The sequence below is a fragment of the Confluentibacter sediminis genome, assembly GCF_003258355.1.
In the GTDB taxonomy this organism is placed as follows: Bacteria; Bacteroidota; Bacteroidia; order Flavobacteriales; family Flavobacteriaceae; genus Confluentibacter; species Confluentibacter sediminis.
This window is the reverse complement of sequence record NZ_QKPO01000011.1, coordinates 49496-67900: the sequence shown is the minus strand read 5'-3', so window position 1 is coordinate 67900 and position 18405 is coordinate 49496. Positions and strand designations below refer to the sequence as shown.

The following is an 18405-nucleotide window of genomic DNA, read 5'->3' as shown; positions in this document are numbered from 1 at the left end:
GGAGTAGTATATCTTTATAAAGATAGTGTTTTTTATAAATCTACCTTAAATAATTTAAGTAAGTCGTTGAATTACTAAGAATTTCGTTGGCTTTTTTTATTTCTGGGTCGTGTATTTTGTAGTATTCATACAATCCTTCTCTATAGGCATACCGCTTAACAATTTCTTCTGTTAATAAGCCAAGTAAGTAGTCTTTATTTTTGTCTATTGCATTATTTTTAGATAGTTTTAAATTCGAAATAAGCGTGTTATAATCTGAATTAATATCATCATCTAAACTTTCTTTTTTGGCTTCATCAAACGCTTTAAAAAGAGCTTTTTCGGTGTTTGTTTCAAACGAAAAATGATTGGTTTTTAAATAGTTTTTAAAGTTCGAAAAATCTGCTGAAGTCAGCTTAAACGAGTTAATATCATCTATGTTATGACTGTAATAATAATTTGTTGCATAATCAAAAATCATATTGTCATTTACAAGCGCATTTGTAATGGTCGAATTTTTAATCACATTTAAACTTTCGTCGGGTAAAATACCACCACCATCAAATACTTTTCTACCATTTTTTGTTTTAAACTCGTTATAATTTTCTTGTTTAACACGAACGGCTTCACCTTTCTCATCTCTATGCCAATAATCTAAAGCCTGAATACATCTACCAGAAGGCGTGTAATATCTAGAAATAGTAATTTTTACCTGTGTCCCATAAGTCAATTCCTTTGGGCGTTGCACCAAACCTTTTCCAAAACTTCTAGAACCCACAATAACAGCTCTATCTAAATCTTGTAATGAACCAGCAACTATTTCGCTTGCCGAAGCACTGCCGCCATCAATTAGAACGATTAAAGGCATATCGGTATCGATAGGATCTTTTTGTGTATAGTAGGTTTTATTATATTTTTCTACTTTAGATTTTGTGGTTACTACTAATTGCCCTTTTGGAACAAATAAATTTACAATGTTAATCGCTTCATTAAGCAAGCCGCCTGGGTTTCCTCTTAAATCCAATATAATGCGTTGTGCACCTTGAGCTTTTAAGTCTCTTAGTGCATAATTGGTTTCTGAAGAGGCTTTTTGGTTAAACTGACTCAATACTATATAGCCTGTCTTAGCATCAATCATAGAAAAATGGGGCACGGCTTTAAGTTCAACTTCGGCTCTTTTTATACTGGTGGTTAAGGTTTTTCCTTGACGTACATAGGTAACCTCTACAGATGTGTCTGGAGCACCTTTAAGTAAATCTCCGGAATCTTCTTTATAATCCGACACCAATGCATTGCCAACTTTAATAATTTCATCACCGGCCTTTAAACCAGCTTTATCTGCTGGGTAATCTTTATAAGGTTCTATAATTACTAATTTATCTTTTAGGGTTTTTACTTTAGCACCAATACCTGTATAGTCTCCTGTATTGTTGATTCTGGCAGCTTCTACATCTTGTTCGTTCATAAAATTTGTGTAGGGGTCTAAATCTGCCAACATACTTTTAATGGCTTTATCCATTAAATCACCAGGGTTGGTTTCATCAACATAATTCATGTTAAGTTCCTTAAACAGCGTAGTAAAAATTTCTATTTGTTTGGCTATTTCAAAAAAGTCGTTTTTAAAAGCCGTGGTTGTTAAAAACAAGCCACAAGCCAAAACGGGAATTATGATTCTTTTTTTTAGTAATTGCTTCATCATACGTTATATTTTATTGTGAAACTTTGCTTAAAAATTTTTCAAACAACAAGTTCATTTTAGATTCTATTTCGGGTAATGTTGTTTTTTCTTTGCCAATGTACAAAATCATGAACGCGTATGGTGTTGTTAAGTTGTTAAAATAAACACATTTGTTTAATCGATAAGATTCTCTTAATAAGCGTTTTATTCTATTTCTATCTACCGCTTTTTTAAAATGACGCTTGCTAACAGAAACCCCCGTTTTAATTAAAACATCATCATCAAACAAGGCATTTTTATAAACCAAGCGCAATGGATATGCAGAAACCGATTGTCCTTCAGAAAACAAGAGTTCTATCAGTTTTTTGCTTTTAAGCTTATCTTTTTTACTAAACGTGAATTTCAAGACATTTATTTTAAACCAGCCAAAGGTAAGAAAATAAAAAACCACATATTAATATGTGGTTTTTGTTAATAACATTTACAATATGCTACGCTGTTATTAGTTGAATTTTTCAACTCCTTTAACATTCATTTTTATAGACTGCACGGTTGATGTTGGTCCTGTAATAAATAAAGTTTTTTCATTTTTACCAGCGAAAACATTATTTGTGGCACCACCACCGGTATCAATATTAAGAACTTCATTTCCATATTTATCAAAAGCGGTAACTCCAAAGCCATTGCTTATGTATATATCTCCTAGCTCATCCATAGACATCCCATCGCCTCCCATATCAATGAATTTTTGGATATTTTTAAGTTCTCCATTAGGTTTAATGTCAAAAACCCATGTGCCACCCATGTTGTCTCCAGCCCATTTGTTTACGTATAATTTTTTTCCATCAGGTGTTCCAACAACACCATTTGGCCAAGAATCTGCATCCCAACCCTCCATAGTGGTTACTCTTTTTAAAGTATGACTTCCAGGAGCTAAGTAATAAACATGTCCTCCTTTACCCGTTTCGGCCTGCTCAGAATGTGTAGGAGGCCAACCTTGATTTCGTGGATCTGATGCATCCCAATAGTTTCTTGGGAATATGGGGTCGGTAATATACATACCTCCAGTTTTAGGATTTATCCAAACATCATTCGGGCCATTTAAAAGTTTACCTTCATAGTTATCAACAAGTACTTCATGTGTACCATCTGGAAAAATTTTCCACACTTCACCATACATGTCTGCACAGGCAATAATATTTCCATCTCTATCGAAAGCCATACCATTCGATCGGCCTGTTCCTTCTAAAAACAAAGATATGTTTCCGCTCTGTGCGTCCCATCTAAAAATTTTGTCATTGGGTTGGTCTGTAAAAAAAACATTTCCCCATTTGTCTACAGCTGGGCCTTCTACAAAACTAAAGCCTGTTTGAATCTCTTCGAGATCACCTTTAGGCAATGGCGTGGTGGGTTTGTCTGGTTTGCCTTCAGTAGGATTAGTACATGAATAAAAAAACAAGGAGAACAGTACTCCTGTCAATAAAAACACCTTTTTTTTCATAATAATTAAGTTTAGTGGTTATAAAAATGTGAATTAGTTTAGTTTATTATTAAAAAATTAATAATACATCAAATATAAAATTATTATTTTAAAAATGACAGAAATTACCAATTATTAGTTTTTAAATGTTTAATAATCAGTAAGTAAATAGTATTTACAAACCTTTTAGTCGTTTAAGCTCTTTTTTGAGAAGCGAAGGATTTTTAAACAAAAAATCCCTTTTACATTTTGTGAAAGGGATTTAAAATAACGTGGGTTAATTATGAAACGGTTGTTTATATTTTAAATGCTGTTGCCAAATTATCTAAGCTTTTTGGCCATCAATAGCCTTTTACATAGTTTCTCCAGTGATGTTGTTCTTTGAAACCTAACACCTCGCGTATTTTACGATTTGAAAACAAGGCTTCATGTTCGCCCAATTCACGAGATATTGGTACATCTGGAAAAAACTGTTCCGCTAATTCTTTGCTAGGGATAATGGCACCATTATGATCGTTTCCAGCATTGAAAACCTGAAAACCCAGATTATCTTTTTGCAAACACAAATCAACTATCTGCCCTAAGTCACGGGCGTCAATATAGCAGAACGCATTCCTTCTGCGTACTTCAGGATGTTTGAAAAAATGTGGAAACAATGTTTCATATTCGTGAGGCTCAATAACGTTCCCAATACGAAGGGCATAGATATCAAAACTTGAGCGACGTTGGAAACTACGTGCTGTTTTTTCATTCACCACCTTTGATAAACCATAGCTATCCATAGGATCTACATCATAATCTTCCTCCAATGGTAATACATGCGGGTTGGTGATGCCATCGGAAAAACAAATACCATAGGTCGTTTCCGAAGACGCTATGATAATCTTTTTAATGCCGAGCTTCACAGCTGCTTCAATGACGTTGTAGGTGCCTATGGTGTTTACCCGAAACGTTTCGTTATCAGGTTTTATTAAGATTCTGGGTACGGCAGCAAAATGGACTACCGCATCAAATTTTGGTATGCCATTTCCTGGTTCCAATTCATCTAAACCAGCGTAAGAACTCATGGCATTGAATACTTGTCCAGAATCTGTAATATCAACTATCAGATTATCCACTTTTGGATTATTCAAAGGCGTGAGATCTACATTCATCACACGGTGTCCTTGGTCTAGTAGATAAGATATGGCGTGCTTACCTGCTTTTCCAGACCCACCCGTAAAAAAAATCCGTTTTTTGGTCATGTGGTGTTTTATATTAAGCATCAAAGTTACTAAAATAAAAAATCAAGGTCAGAGGTGGTTTTTTGAATCTCGTTTAACTATGCAGATATTAAATCGTTTTAATGTTTTATATCAGGGGCTAAACGAATTTATCATTTTTTTGTTATAACTTCAACAAGTTATAAAGCATAAAAAACCCCATTTTATTTTTAAAATGAGGTTTAAATTTTTAGATACAGTTTCAACGCGAAGCAAAAACCAATCGAAACAATGTTTATTTCTTATTATTCTCTCTATTAATATCTGCCATACCTTGTTTTGGGTCTATTTCAACAGATTTTACTTGTTTACTTGTTTCAAAAGTATAGGTTGGATATGCCCAAGCCCAATCTGGTTTTAAGGTGGCTGTGGTTGGTTTCTCTCCACGCATCATTTGTAAAGGAATATAAATATCTTCGGTAGAACCGTCAGCGTAAGTTATGGTAGCATCTATCGGCATGGGCATTAAGCCAATACGCTCTAAAGTAACTTGGTTGCCCTCAATAGATTTTACACCATAATCAATGGTGTTGGTGGTTTGCGCAAAATCTGTTAAATACCAATCCAATTCTAATCCAGACACTTTTTCGGCTACACGAATAAAATCGTTAGGTTTTGGGTGTTTAAATGACCACTCGTTAAAATAGGTTTTAATGGTTTGTTTTAAAGCATCTTCACCCATAACATAGCCCAACTGCGATAAAAACACTAAGCCTTTATAATAAGCCGAAATGCTATAAGATCGATTATAATTAAACCTATCGGCTTGTGTGGTAAGTGGTTGTTCTTTGCCAGAAACGGCCAAAGAAGCATATACAGCATAATAACTCTCCAGGGCTTTATTGAAATCTTTGTTTAAAATGTAGCTTTCTGCCATTACTCCAAAATATTGTGCAAAACCTTCGTCCATCCAATAGTCTTTGGTTTCGTTGGTTGCCAATAAAAATTGAAACCAGGTATGCGCCATTTCATGGGAAACAGTACCAAAGATACCGTCTAAAGTGCCTTCGCCTAAAACAAGGGTACACATGGCGTATTCCATGCCGCCATCACCTCCTTGAATAATAGAGTATTGTTTATATGGGTATTTGCCAATATGCTCACTAAAAAATTGCATTAATTGAACCGCTCTAGGTTGTAGGTTTTTCCAATTATCCAGTTTATTTTGCGGCATGGTACCTTTATAAAAGAAGTTAAGCAGGGGGCCATTTGGAACTTGAACACTGTCATGAATGTAATCTGGGTCTGCCGCCCATGTAAAGTCGTGAACGTTTGGCGCTATAAAATGCCATGTAAGTTTTTCTGTTTTAGGGATGTTTAGTTTGCCTGTTTCATAACCATGACCAATCTCGTTGGGGTTTTGTAAATAGCCAGTACCACCCACGGTGTAGTTTTTATCTATGGATATTTTTACATCAAAATTGCCCCAAACGCCATAAAACTCACGACCAATATAAGGGTCGGTATGCCAACCATCTACATCATATTCCGCCAATTTTGGGTACCATTGCGACATAGACAAGGCAACACCTTCTGAATTGTTTCTACCTGAACGTCGAATTTGAAGGGGTAATTGAGCATTAAAATCCATATCAAAGGAGACACTTTGGCCAGGCAATATGGGTTTCTCTAAATTAACTTCTAAAATGGTGCCCACGGTTTTGTATGTGATGTCGGTTCCATTTTGTTTTAAAGAATGAACGTTGATATAACCAATTTCGTTAGGATTTAATTTGCTAATTCGGTCACCCACTCTACGGTCTGGATCTGGAATGGTTCTAGAACGCACATCCATTTCGCTGCCTGGTTGAAAGGCGTTTAAGTATAAATGGTAAAACACCCGATGTAATACATCGGGTGAGTTATTAGTATAAATTAATTGTTGTGTTCCTTTATATTGATAGGTTTTTACATCCATATCAATCACCATTTTATAATCTACATGCTGCTGCCAATAATAAGACTTTACAGGAGCAGAGTTATTTGAGGAAGTTTGTGAAACCCCTTTACATGAGATAAATAAGAAGGTTAAACCTAAAGTATATAAAAATAATCTCTTCATTAAAATAGCTGTTTTATAGTTTTGAAGCCATAATCAGCGCATTATAGGCATTAACCATTTTACCAGATTTTGACAGGTCTCCAAAAGGTTTTACATTGCCTTTATCACCACCAACAACCACGTTGGTTTTAATTGCTAAGCCAGAATCCATAAGGATTTTTTTAACTTGAGCAGCCGATAATTTTGGATAATACGAACGAATTAATGCAGCTACACCAGCAACAGCAGGTGCTGCCATAGAAGTACCTCCTTTAGTGTCGTACTCGTTTTCTGGAGTGGTTGAATATATTTTTGCTCCAGGAGCAAATACATCAGCGTTAATTTTTCCATAGTTTGAAAAACTAGCTACCATGTTAGCGCCATATTTTGGTTCTAAAGCACCTACAGTAATAAAAGTTTCTGAGACTTCAGGGCCATTATTAACTTGATCGTTAGGATAAACAGCTTTTTTATCTAGATCTTCCCCTTCATTTCCCGCAGCTTTTACAACCAATACATCATGTTTTGATGCATAAGCTAAAGCATCTCTTACCCAATCACTATGAGGAGAGTAATATTTTCCAAAACTTCCGTTAATTACTTTTGCGCCATTATCAACAGCATATCTAATAGCTAAAGCGATATCTTTATCATATTCGTCTCCGTTTGGAACGGTACGTACAGACATGATTTTTACATTATTGGCTACACCATTTACGCCTTTACCATTGTTGCGTTCTGCTGCAATGATACCTGCAACATGCGTTCCATGACTTTCATCTTTTTTACTTGGTTTCACATTACCATTTCCATAGTATTTAGTAGACATATCGTCTGGATTATCACCATTTAAACGGCCTTTAAATGTTAGATTTAAATTATAGTTTAAGCGATCATTAAATTGCTCGATGCCTTCATTTAATTGTTTTCTAAAATCAGAAACACTGTCCATATCTAAGCTATACACATATTTTAAAAGCGCAACAGATTGTTTAAGTTTTTCATCCTCATCTTTAATGTTATTAACATCTTCTTGCGTGTAGTCTTTTTTGTTTAAATGTTTTGAAACAATTTCGTCGGCTGCATTTAATTGTTGTAAAAATTGTTCGTAATTGGTTTTAAGGCCTGTATATTTTTCATATTCTTCATCATATTCTGCTTTAGCTCTGGCATAATCAGGATTACTGGTGTCTTTACTGGCTAGAATACGCACAAATTCCAATTGCTCATTATAGGCATCGCCTAAAAAATTCCAACCGTGTACATCATCTACATAACCATTTTTATCATCATCAATACCATTGTTTGGAATTTCTTTTTTGTTGGTCCAAATCACATCGCTTAAGTCTTCATGGTCAATATCGATACCCGTGTCAATTACAGCAACGATAACGGTTTCACCCTTGTTGTTTTTAATAATTTCAGAGTAAGCTTTATCGACACTCATCCCTGGAATGGTGTCTTTTACTAAATCTAAATGGCCCCATGTGTGTTTTTCTTTTTGTGTTAATTCAGAAACTTTTATTGGAGAAGAATCAATATTCTCAATTGGGGTTGATATTATTGGCGCAGTACTTCCACAGCCAGAAATTAGTACCGCTAAAACAGCCGATACAGTTAATGATTTAAATGTGTTCATGTTATTATATTTGAATTAGTCTATTTTTTAAAGGAATATGTCTTTTGCAGAAAATACGTTTTTTAATCTAACCCCTTTTTCGGTATGTTGTACAGTAATAATTTCATTGTGGGCATCGTGTTCTAAAAATAAAAAATAATTATTTTCTGCCGCGATGTTAAGAAACTTTTCTTTTTCAGTTAAGGTTAATAAAGGTCGTGTATCATAACCCATAACAAAGGGTAATGGCAAATGCCCTGCGGTGGGCAATAAATCTGCCATAAAAGCAATGGTTTTATCTTTATATGTAAGGATCGGAATCATTTGTTTATCGGTGTGCCCATTAGCAAAAAAAACATCAAAACCCATTTCAGAGTTTTTGAGCAAATCCTCTTCGGGAAGCGTTATAAATTTTAATTGTCCACTGTCTTCAATAGGAAGAATATTTTCTTTTAAAAACGATGCTTTTTCTCGTTTATTGGGTTGTATTGCCCATTCCCAATGATTTTTATTAGTCCAAAAATGGGCGTTTTTAAAGGCAGGTTCATAACCTGTTCGATTTTTATTCCAATTTATAGCACCACCGCAATGGTCAAAATGTAAGTGGGTTAAAAACACATCCGTTATATCGTCGCGCTGAAATCCGTATGATTTCAGTGAACTATCTAGAGAATCATTTCCCCATAAATAATAATAACCAAAAAATTTATCAGATTGCTTATTGCCCATGCCCGTATCGATTAATATAAGCTTATCGCCATCTTCAATAAGTAAACACCTTGCAGTAAGGTCTATCATATTATTGGCATCTGCAGGATTGGTTTTTTGCCAAATGGATTTAGGAACAACGCCAAACATAGCGCCACCATCTAACTTAAAATTTCCAGCATTTATTGGGTATAAATTCATAGAAATGTAAAATTAATAAAACAATTGATAATGCTTAGAAATGTTAAGAATATATTATGAAATAAGATGCTTTTTTAATTGAATTAACGGAAAATATATTCTTAGCTCTTAAATTTTTTTAATATTAAGGGATTGCTACTTTTTCAACTTAAATATAAAAGATATTATTTAAAAAACGATAAATCGCCTCTTTTGCTTAAATTAGTCTTTTTTAAGAATTAATATATTATATGGTAGAGTTAGCAGGAATTGTTATTATAGGAATATTGGCGCAGTGGGTAGCATGGAAATTTAAAATACCGGCCATTTTACCTTTAATTCTTATAGGGTTGTTAGTAGGCCCTGTTGCTTCTGAGTTTATTACAGAAGATGGCTCAAAATGGATTCAACCTATCTGGAACGGAAAAGAAGGTCTTTTTCCAGGGGAAAGTTTATTTTATTTTGTATCGCTTGCTATTAGTATTATTTTATTTGAAGGCGGATTAACATTACGTATAGGTGAAATTAAAAACGTAGGACCTATTATTAGTAAATTAATCACCATAGGGTCTTTAGTCACGTTTTTTGGTGCGGCCATTTCAGCTCATTATGTATTTTATTTAAGCTGGGAGATATCTTATTTATTTTCGGCTTTAATAATAGTAACCGGCCCAACAGTCATTACACCTATTTTAAGAAATATACCTCTAAAAAAAGATGTCTCGGCAGTATTAAAATGGGAAGGCATATTAATTGACCCCATAGGTGCTTTGGTTGCAGTATTGGTTTTTGAATTTATTAGTGTGGAAGCAGGAGGTGCTTTTACAAAAATGGCGTTAATAGAATTCGGAAAAATTGTTTTATTTGGTTCAACATTTGGCTTTACTTTTGCCCACACCCTCAATTTTTTAATAAACAAAAAATGGGTGCCTCATTATTTATTAAACGTATTTGCTTTAGCTTCTGTTTTAGGTGTTTTCGTTTTGTCGGATGTATTTGCCCATGAATCTGGTTTATTGGCCGTAGTTGTTATGGGAATGGTGTTAGGGAACTCTAAATCTCCTTATTTAAAAGAGCTGCTGTATTTTAAAGAGTCCTTAAGCGTCCTATTAATTTCTATTTTATTCATTTTGCTTGCGGCCAATATTAATATTGAAGATTTATTATTAATATATAATTGGAATGCCGTTATACTATTTGCATTGGTTGTTTTTATAATACGCCCATTAGGAGTGTTTCTAAGCACTTATGGGTCTACCTTAAAGTTTAATGAAAAACTATTTATTAGTTGGGTAGGCCCTAGAGGAATCGTGGCGGCTGGTATTGCCTCTTTATTTGGTTTAACTCTTGCTAAAAAAGGTATTGTAGATGCTCAATATATTACACCTTTGGTATTTATGATTGTTTTAGGAACGGTTTTATTAAATGCCACTACAGCAAGGCCTTTTGCTAAATTAATAGGCGTATTTCTTAAAAGATCTGAAGGGATATTAATTATTGGAGCTTCTCAAATATCTCGTTTAATTGGTCATTATCTTGAGAATAATGGCAGGCATGTGGTGCTCATTGATAGCAATCAAAACAATATAAAATTAGCCCGCGAATTAGGGCTTGAAGCTATTAATGTCGATATTTATTCGGAAACATTGGACGATAATATAGAACTTAACGATGTTGGGTTTTTAATGGCATTGACAGCAAGTTCAGATATAAATAAATATGCGATTGAAAAATTTAAGGAACAATTTGGAGAAAACGGTGCTTTCAGACTAGTTACTATAGATGAAATGACAAATCCAGAAAACAGTCCTAAAGAAGGCTTGTTTTCTGTTAACGATGATTTTATTAAACTATCTGAAGTCTCTCGTAAATATCCAAAGATACACGAGATTGAAATTAACAGCAAAGCTCATTTTGATGAATTGATAGCAATAACCCAAAAAGATGATGATATTATTCCTTTACTTGTTAAAGACAAAAAAGGTGTACTGGAAATTATATCATCTAACAATAAAGCTATGGAAAATATTGAAAAAGGCTATAAGCTTGTGTATTTAGGTAAGCGTATGTCATAAAAAAGCATCCATTCTTTGGATGCCTTTTTAATATTTTTTTAATAAGGTCTAATAGCCTGTTATAATAATTTCTCTAAAGTTTTTATCAACGATAATAGAGGTTTCTCCATCAATTATAATGTTTTCACATAAAAACCCTTCTTTATCCATTTGAACCTTGGAAATTTTAAAAGGCAAACCATGGAGTTCTAATTTAAATGTTTGATAAGGGGCATCAAATTTTCCTGATTTATATTGTTGAATAATAAGTTCTTTTTCTTTTCCAATTAAATTAAAATCTCTTAAACTATATCTACCTTTAATATAATCATAACCATCATGGGCATCTTCAAATAGTTGCGAAGATTCCTTACCTGGTTTATAATACACATCAAATTTTAATTCGTCAATAACTTTTTCGCCAACATATTGCTGCACCGGATATTTAGGTATCATAGAACCCTCTTTAATAAAGATGGGCATGCTATCTAAATCGGCATCCACCCAGAGTTCTTGCCCGCCTTCAACTAATTCATCGGTCCACATATTATACCAATTTCCTCTAGGGAAATACATACGTCTTCCTCTAGAATTTGGAGCATTAACGGGGCAAGCAAGTATTTTTTCACCAAAAATGAACTCGTCATTTCTATGATGTGTATGTCTATCTTCTTGGTCAAACAACACTAAGGACTTTAAAATGGGTACGCCTTCACTAACATATCTCCAAAAAGACGTATATAAATAAGGTAATAATTGATATCTTAATTCAATAAATTTCCTAACAATATCTGTGATGTTTTTACCAAATGCCCAAGGCTCTTGGTCTCCATGATCTCCAGAAGAGTGTGTTCTACAAAACGGATGGAAAATCCCTAGCTGTATCCAACGAGCGTATAATTCCCCATTGGGTTGTTCTGCAAAACCACCGATGTCTGAACCAACAAATGAAAAACCAGACATACACATCCGTTGTGCTTGCACGTTAGCAATTGTAAGATGTTCCCATGAAGCGACATTATCGCCTGTCCATGTCGAGGTATAACGTTGTGTCCCAGAATAAGCCGATCTAGTTATTACAAAAGGGCGTTTAGGATAAGAGAATTTTTTAAGGCCTTGATAGGTAGCACGAGCCATTTGCATCCCATAAATGTTGTGCGCTTTTCTATGGCTACAATGGTTGCCTTCATAATCATGTCTCACATCATCTGGAAATGATTTTCCGGGCACGTCCATAACGGCAGGTTCGTTCATGTCGTTCCAAACACCTTTTACGCCAATATCTTCAACAAGTTCTTTAAACAAATCAGACCACCATTCGCGTACTTCGGGATTTGTAAAATCTGGAAAATAACATTCTCCTGGCCAAACTTTACCTTTCATATAAGGCCCATCGGCACGTTTGCAGAAATAATCTTTTTCTAAACCTTCTTTAAAAATGGAGTAATCTTTGTCTATTTTAATGCCAGGATCAATAATAACAATGGTTTTAAAACCTTGGTCCGCCAACTCTTTAACCATTCTTTTTGGGTCGGGAAAATATTCTTTACTCCAAGTAAAACATCTAAAGCCTTCCATATAATCAATGTCCAGATATATGGCATCACAAGGAATTTGTAATTCCCTAAACGTATTGGTGATTTCTTTTACTTTAGATTCTGGATAATAACTCCATTTGCATTGGTGATATCCTAATGTCCAAAGGGCTGGCATTTCATGGGGCTTACCAGTTAAATCGGTATAATTTGCTACCACATCGGACATGGATGGGCCATAAATGAAATAATAATTCATTTCGCCACCATGAGCCCAAAAACTGGTAATGTTCCTTCTTTCTTGACAAAAATCGAATTGTGATTTAAAGCTGTTATCAAAAAAAATCCCATAGGATTTGTCATGATGTAACGCGGTATAAAAAGGGATGGCTTTGTATATAGGGTCTGTATATTTACCAAACGCATACGAATCTGTTACCCAGTTTTCAAAACGTTTGCCTTTCAGGTTGTTGTCGGTAGGTTTATCACCCAAACCATAATAACTTTCACCTTCTTGAGCTGTTTTAGACATTTTAACGATGTTACCACCAAAGTGGTAGCTTTCTTCCCAATGAAACCCTAATTCGTCTTCACATAAAAGGGTTTTATCTTTAGCGTCATAAATAAAACTCCTTAAATCTGTTTTTGAAATGTTACAGATGAGTTTAGAGGTTGTAATAATATAAAAAGCGTCATCTTCTGTGACTTCAAGAAAATTATAGCCTCTGCTGGCATATTTGGTTATGGCATATGAGAAATCTTTTTCAAAAACAGATGTTGTTGTAAAACGGAATCTTAATACACTATCTCTAACGATTGTAACTTGCAATGCCACACCGTTTTCTGAAGTAAAAGTTAAGGTGTCTCGATTTTTTATGTAAGATGTTATTTTGGTAGGAAATAGGTTCCCTTTATATTCTAATTCAGTGTTTAATATCATATATAAAATATATTAATTAATTATCGAAATTAATAAATTTAATAGGCTTTTGTTGTCAATATTTATTAAAAATACCGCTGATAATTTGTGTCTTGCATAAATTATCAGCAGTATAATTATATAAATCTCAAATGTTTTAAGCTTTTATAACGAAAGCAACAAAGCCCAACGGAGGTAATGTTATTGGTGCTGAGTAATTTTTGCCATTCCATGGCTCTTTTTTTATTGTAATTCTCTTTTTATTTGAAATACCACTGCCTCCAAACTCAGCGGCATCGCTATTAAATATTTCTTCCAGTTTGCCTTTTTTAGGAAGACCTAGTCTATAATTTTCATGAACGGTAGGCGTTAAGTTGCACGACACTACAATATCATTTTCTGGATTATTTCCTTTTCGTATGTAGCTTATAACACAATTTTGGTGGTCATCATAACTAATCCATTCAAAACCATCATGGCTGAATTGTTTTTCAAATAAGCCAGGATGCGATTTGTAAAAAGCGTTTAAGGCTTTATAATAATTTTGAAATTGTTTATGTGGAATAAAATCCAATAAATTCCAGTCTAAACTGCCTTGAAAATCCCATTCGTTATATTGTCCGAATTCTGTTCCCATAAATACCAGTTTGGTTCCTGGATGTGTGAACATGTACCCAAAAAGCAGTCTAAGATTTGCGAAACGTTGCCATTCGTCGCCAGGCATTCGTCCTAAAATAGAGTTTTTGCCATATACCACCTCGTCATGAGATAGCGGAAGCATAAAATTTTCTGTAAAGGCGTAGGCTAAACTAAAAGTGATATCGTTTTGGTGGTATTGCCTGTAAATCGGGTCTTTTGAAAAATAATCAAGGGTATCGTGCATCCAACCCATCATCCATTTCATGCCGAAACCTAAGCCACCTAAAAATACAGGTTTTGAAACGCCTGTAAAAGCTGTGGATTCTTCGGCAATGGTTTGCACATCGGGGAACGATTTATAAACTTCTTCATTTAGTTCTTTAAGAAATGCGATAGCTTCTAAATTTTCCCTTCCTCCAAAAATATTTGGCTCCCATTCGCCTTCTTCACGAGAATAGTCTAAAAACAACATAGAAGCAACGGCATCTACACGTAAAGCATCTGTATGGTATTGTTCTAACCAAAAAATAGCGTTACTGATTAAAAATGATTTTACCTCGTTTCTACCATAATTAAAAATTAAACTTTTCCAATCTTGATGATAGCCCTTTCTTTTATCGGGATGCTCATATAAGCAAGATCCATCAAAGAAACCTAACCCATGCGCATCTTCAGGAAAATGAGAAGGTACCCAATCTAAAATAATACCAATATCGTTTTGATGTAGCTTGTCTACCAAATATTTAAATTCTTCTGGATAACCAAAGCGTGAGGATGGTGCAAAATAGCCCGTTACTTGGTAACCCCATGAGGGGTCGTAGGGAAATTCCATAATGGGCATGAGCTCTACGTGTGTAAAATTCATGTCTTTTACATAGTTTACCAAATCGTCGGCTAACTCAAAATAAGATAAAAAGCGATCTTCTTCTACTTGTTTTTTCCAGGAGCCTAAATGGACTTCATAAACCGAGTAAGGAGCATTTAACGCATTGTGTTTTTTACGTTTTTTCATCCAATCGGTATCCTTCCATTTATAAGAGTCTTCCCAAATAATCGATGCTGTTTTAGGTGGATGCTCGCAACGTCTGGCGTAAGGGTCGGCCTTTTCTGTTTTTATACCGTTATTGTGACTTTCAATTTTATACTTATATAAATTGCCTTTTCCCACAAGAGGGATAAAACCCTCCCATATACCACTAGCATCCCAACGTACATTTAATTGGTGTTCACCTTCTGTCCAAAAGTTAAAGTCACCAATCACGGAAACGTGTTTAGCACTAGGTGCCCAAACAGCAAAATAAGTACCTTCAATACCATCAACTGTGACAATATGCGAACCAAATTTCTCAAAAAGCCTATAGTGTTTACCTGCTTTAAAAAGGTTAATGTCGAAGTCTGTAAATAGACTATAAACTTTTACTTGTGCCATATATTAAATTACAAATCCGTTAGGTATCGTTGCTCCGTTTTTAATGACTACAATGCCATCTCTAACCACATAGTTGTCTGTTTCTGTGTTTTCTAAATGAGGGCCGCCATTAATAGTTACATCATCACCAATACGGCAGTTCTTATCGAGAATAGCATTTTTAATAAAACATCTTTCCCCAATCCCCATTAATATTTTTATTTGTTTTTCTTGTATTTCAAGTAATGTTTCATAATAATCGCTACCCATCATATAGGTTCTTATGACTGTAGAATCAACGCCTATTCTAGATCTAATGCCTATTACAGATTGTTCTATTTTTGCAGCACTAATGATGCATCCTTCAGCTATTACGGTCCTATCTAATCTTGTGCCTGCCATTTTGGTAGTTGGTAACATTCTAGCATGCGTGTAAATGCGCCTGTTTTTGTCGTATAAGTCGAACTTTGGAATACTATCTGTTAGGCCAAGATTAGCTTCAAAAAAGGAATCAATATTACCAATGTCTGTCCAATAGCCCTCGTATTGGTAACTTAATGTTTTATGTTTTTGAATAGATTGAGGTATAATTTCTTTACCAAAATCAATTGTCGACGTATCGTTCATTAACTCAATCAAAAGGTCTCTATTAAATATATAAATACCCATAGAAGCTAGATAATTACGACCTTCGCGTTTCATCTCATCACTAACTTCTGAAGTCCAATCGGGTAATAAGCTAGCGTCTGGTTTTTCAATAAAAGAAGTTATTACACTTTCATCATTGGATTTTAATATACCAAAAGAAGTTGCGTCTTTTGCATTAACAGGTATCGTTGCAATTGAGATTTTAGCCTGACTTTTCTCATGAGCTTCAATCATTTTATCATAGTCCATTTGGTATAATTGATCACCAGAAAGGATTAAAGCATATTCAAAATCATGTCTTAAGAAATGATGCATACTTTGTCTTACTGCATCAGCTGTTCCTTGAAACCAACCTTTATTTCCAGGGGTTTGTTCTGCAGCAAGTACATCAACAAAAGCACTACTAAAAAAACTAAAATGATACGTATCCTTTATATGGCGGTTTAAAGAAGCCGAGTTAAACTGTGTTAAAACAAACATACGTTTAATATCAGCATTAATACAGTTAGATATAGGAATATCTACCAATCTATATTTTCCAGCGATAGGAACCGCTGGTTTAGATCTTTCCTGTGTTAATGGGTGAAGTCTGGAACCTTGACCGCCGCCTAATATGATGGCTAAAACCTTATTGTTTATCATATCTAATTAGTTTATGGAGTTGTATAAATTTATATATTCTTTTGCTGAAACATCCCAAGAATGGTCTATTTCCATGATTTTGGTTCTTATTTTTTTATATTTAGATGGTTCTTTATATAGTGCAATTGCCCGATCTATAGCATGGATTATTTCTGAAACGGAAACATCTTCATGACAGATACCAAATCCGTTTGTTTCTGAAATATCTATCACCGTATCTTTTAAACCACCAATGCTTCTCACAATAGGAATGGTTCCATATCTTAAAGCATACATTTGGTTTAAACCACAGGGTTCAACACGAGATGGCATTAGTAAAAAATCGGCACCAGCATAGATAATATGCGACAGCTTTTCATCATATCCAATAAAGGCATTATAGGTTCCAATATAATCATTTTTTAGGGCGTCTAATTGGTTTTCTACAAACTTATTTCCAGAGCCTAATAATAATATGGTGGCATTGTTTTTTTCAAGTGCTAGTTTGAATGTCTCGGGAAACAAATCAGAGCCTTTTTCTTCAACCAGCCTTCCAATAAATGCAAATAGCGGTTTTTCAAAATCTAAGTTAAAGGTATCACACAAGTATTTTTTATTAGCGGAAGCCCCAGATGCTACCGTTTTAATATTATAGTTTTCAATAATATAGGTGTCGGTTTCAGGATTCCATACATTCCAATCAATTCCATTTAAGATACCGACACATTTTGCACTTTCACTACTTAATAAACTTTCTAAACCATTGGCCGCCATTTTTAATTCATTCATATAGCTTGGAGACACAGTGGTTACTTTCCAGGCACATTTTATAGCTGCTGCCAATGGGTTAATTTCACTTCCCCAATCTAATAAGCCAACATGGTCAAAATTAAACGGAGGGATTAGCCCAACTTTTATATGGGAAAACCAACCTTGATATTGTGCATTATGTATCGTTAAAATATTTGGTATTTTTCTAAATACCTCATATTTATAGCTTTCTTGGAGCATAAAAGGAATAAGCCCCGTATGGTGATCGTGGCAATGGATAATATCTGGAACTGTTTCCCAAGATAACATCCAATCTAAAGTGGCAATTTGAAATGCCAAAAACCGTTCGGTATCATTATGTGAATATACATACTCTTTATAAAGTAGTTCGGGAACATCTACAAAAAAAACATCAAAATCCAGTGTTTTTTCTTTTAGAGTTAAAATTCTGAACACATGAGACGTGTCGCCTAAATTTAAGGTTGCTTCATAAATGGCAGAAAACAGATTTTCTTTGGTGAATGTATTATCATAAAAAGGCATGATAACTTGTGAGGACACTTTAGAACTGTTTTGATATTTTGGTAATGCGCCAACAACATCAGCAAGACCTCCAACTTTTGCTATGGGGTAGCATTCTGCGCTTACGTGAATAATCTTCATTTGTAGCTTTAGGTTAGTTTATAAACATACAAAATTATTATACATTTTTTAAGCTAAACTTTATTTTTAAAGAAAATATTGTAGAATTAAGTTTAATCAAAATTTTCAATAATAATATCACATTAAAAGTGAAAAGCATTAAGAAATCTTAATCATTTCGATGTTTAAATATTTTTTCATTCAAGACTTATAATATTATCT

The 18405-nt window shown here is 34.3% G+C and carries 12 protein-coding genes; 1 reads left to right on the top strand and 11 read right to left on the bottom strand.

What is annotated here, in order from left to right; all coding sequences use genetic code 11:
* Positions 1–40: 40 nt before the first annotated feature.
* The 7 genes from DKT72_RS10500 to DKT72_RS10470 form a co-directional block, all read right to left on the bottom strand.
* A complete protein-coding gene (locus tag DKT72_RS10500) occupies positions 41–1675 on the bottom strand; it encodes a S41 family peptidase (protein ID WP_111308697.1) in 1635 nt (544 codons plus the stop codon).
* 13 nt (positions 1676–1688) lie between these two features.
* Positions 1689–2063, bottom strand: a complete 375-nt coding sequence (gene rnpA / locus DKT72_RS10495) for a ribonuclease P protein component (protein ID WP_111308839.1) — start codon at positions 2061–2063, stop codon at positions 1689–1691.
* A 96-nt stretch (positions 2064–2159) separates the two neighbouring features.
* A complete protein-coding gene (locus DKT72_RS10490) occupies positions 2160–3158 on the bottom strand; it encodes an SMP-30/gluconolactonase/LRE family protein (protein WP_111308696.1) in 999 nt (332 codons plus the stop codon).
* A gap of 320 nt (positions 3159–3478) precedes the next feature.
* The gene (locus tag DKT72_RS10485; protein ID WP_111308695.1) at positions 3479–4381 is read right to left on the bottom strand and encodes an NAD-dependent epimerase/dehydratase family protein; all 903 of its coding nucleotides are present in this window, start codon (positions 4379–4381) and stop codon (positions 3479–3481) included.
* Positions 4382–4634: 253 nt separating this feature from the next.
* On the bottom strand, positions 4635–6461 hold the full coding sequence (locus DKT72_RS10480) for a M1 family metallopeptidase (protein WP_111308694.1): 1827 nt from the start codon (positions 6459–6461) through the stop codon (positions 4635–4637).
* A gap of 13 nt (positions 6462–6474) precedes the next feature.
* A complete protein-coding gene (locus DKT72_RS10475; RefSeq protein ID WP_111308693.1) occupies positions 6475–8079 on the bottom strand; it encodes a S8 family peptidase in 1605 nt (534 codons plus the stop codon).
* 27 nt (positions 8080–8106) lie between these two features.
* Positions 8107–8967 (bottom strand): MBL fold metallo-hydrolase, encoded by an 861-nt coding sequence (locus DKT72_RS10470; protein ID WP_111308692.1) that lies wholly within the window; start codon positions 8965–8967, stop codon positions 8107–8109.
* A 230-nt stretch (positions 8968–9197) separates the two neighbouring features.
* Between DKT72_RS10470 and DKT72_RS10465 the strand changes: the two genes are divergently transcribed.
* Entirely contained in the window at positions 9198–11021 is a 1824-nt protein-coding gene (locus DKT72_RS10465; RefSeq protein WP_111308691.1) for a cation:proton antiporter, read from the top strand.
* Between the two features lie 48 nt (positions 11022–11069).
* Here the strand turns inward: DKT72_RS10465 and DKT72_RS10460 are convergent, their stop codons facing one another.
* The 4 genes from DKT72_RS10460 to DKT72_RS10445 all read right to left on the bottom strand — a co-directional run bounded on the left by DKT72_RS10460 (position 11070) and on the right by DKT72_RS10445 (position 18204).
* Positions 11070–13475: a glycoside hydrolase family 31 protein gene (locus DKT72_RS10460; RefSeq protein WP_111308690.1), complete on the bottom strand. Its 2406-nt coding sequence runs from the start codon at positions 13473–13475 to the stop codon at positions 11070–11072.
* 136 nt (positions 13476–13611) lie between these two features.
* Positions 13612–15522, bottom strand: a complete 1911-nt coding sequence (glgB, locus tag DKT72_RS10455) for a 1,4-alpha-glucan branching protein GlgB (protein ID WP_111308689.1) — start codon at positions 15520–15522, stop codon at positions 13612–13614.
* Between the two features lie 3 nt (positions 15523–15525).
* Complete coding sequence (locus DKT72_RS10450; RefSeq protein WP_111308688.1) at positions 15526–16791, bottom strand: glucose-1-phosphate adenylyltransferase; 1266 nt, start codon at positions 16789–16791, stop codon at positions 15526–15528.
* Between the two features lie 6 nt (positions 16792–16797).
* Positions 16798–18204: a glycogen synthase gene (locus tag DKT72_RS10445; protein WP_111308687.1), complete on the bottom strand. Its 1407-nt coding sequence runs from the start codon at positions 18202–18204 to the stop codon at positions 16798–16800.
* Positions 18205–18405: the final 201 nt, after the last annotated feature.

Coding starts and splice junctions, on each gene's coding strand:
- DKT72_RS10500 (WP_111308697.1), bottom strand. CDS start 1,675: ATGAAGCAATTACTAAAAAAAAGAATCATAATTCCCGTTTTGGCTTGT.
- DKT72_RS10490 (WP_111308696.1), bottom strand. CDS start 3,158: ATGAAAAAAAAGGTGTTTTTATTGACAGGAGTACTGTTCTCCTTGTTT.
- DKT72_RS10485 (WP_111308695.1), bottom strand. CDS start 4,381: ATGACCAAAAAACGGATTTTTTTTACGGGTGGGTCTGGAAAAGCAGGT.
- DKT72_RS10480 (WP_111308694.1), bottom strand. CDS start 6,461: ATGAAGAGATTATTTTTATATACTTTAGGTTTAACCTTCTTATTTATC.
- DKT72_RS10475 (WP_111308693.1), bottom strand. CDS start 8,079: ATGAACACATTTAAATCATTAACTGTATCGGCTGTTTTAGCGGTACTA.
- DKT72_RS10470 (WP_111308692.1), bottom strand. CDS start 8,967: ATGAATTTATACCCAATAAATGCTGGAAATTTTAAGTTAGATGGTGGC.
- DKT72_RS10465 (WP_111308691.1), top strand. CDS start 9,198: ATGGTAGAGTTAGCAGGAATTGTTATTATAGGAATATTGGCGCAGTGG.
- DKT72_RS10460 (WP_111308690.1), bottom strand. CDS start 13,475: ATGATATTAAACACTGAATTAGAATATAAAGGGAACCTATTTCCTACC.
- glgB (WP_111308689.1), bottom strand. CDS start 15,522: ATGGCACAAGTAAAAGTTTATAGTCTATTTACAGACTTCGACATTAAC.
- DKT72_RS10450 (WP_111308688.1), bottom strand. CDS start 16,791: ATGATAAACAATAAGGTTTTAGCCATCATATTAGGCGGCGGTCAAGGT.
- DKT72_RS10445 (WP_111308687.1), bottom strand. CDS start 18,204: ATGAAGATTATTCACGTAAGCGCAGAATGCTACCCCATAGCAAAAGTT.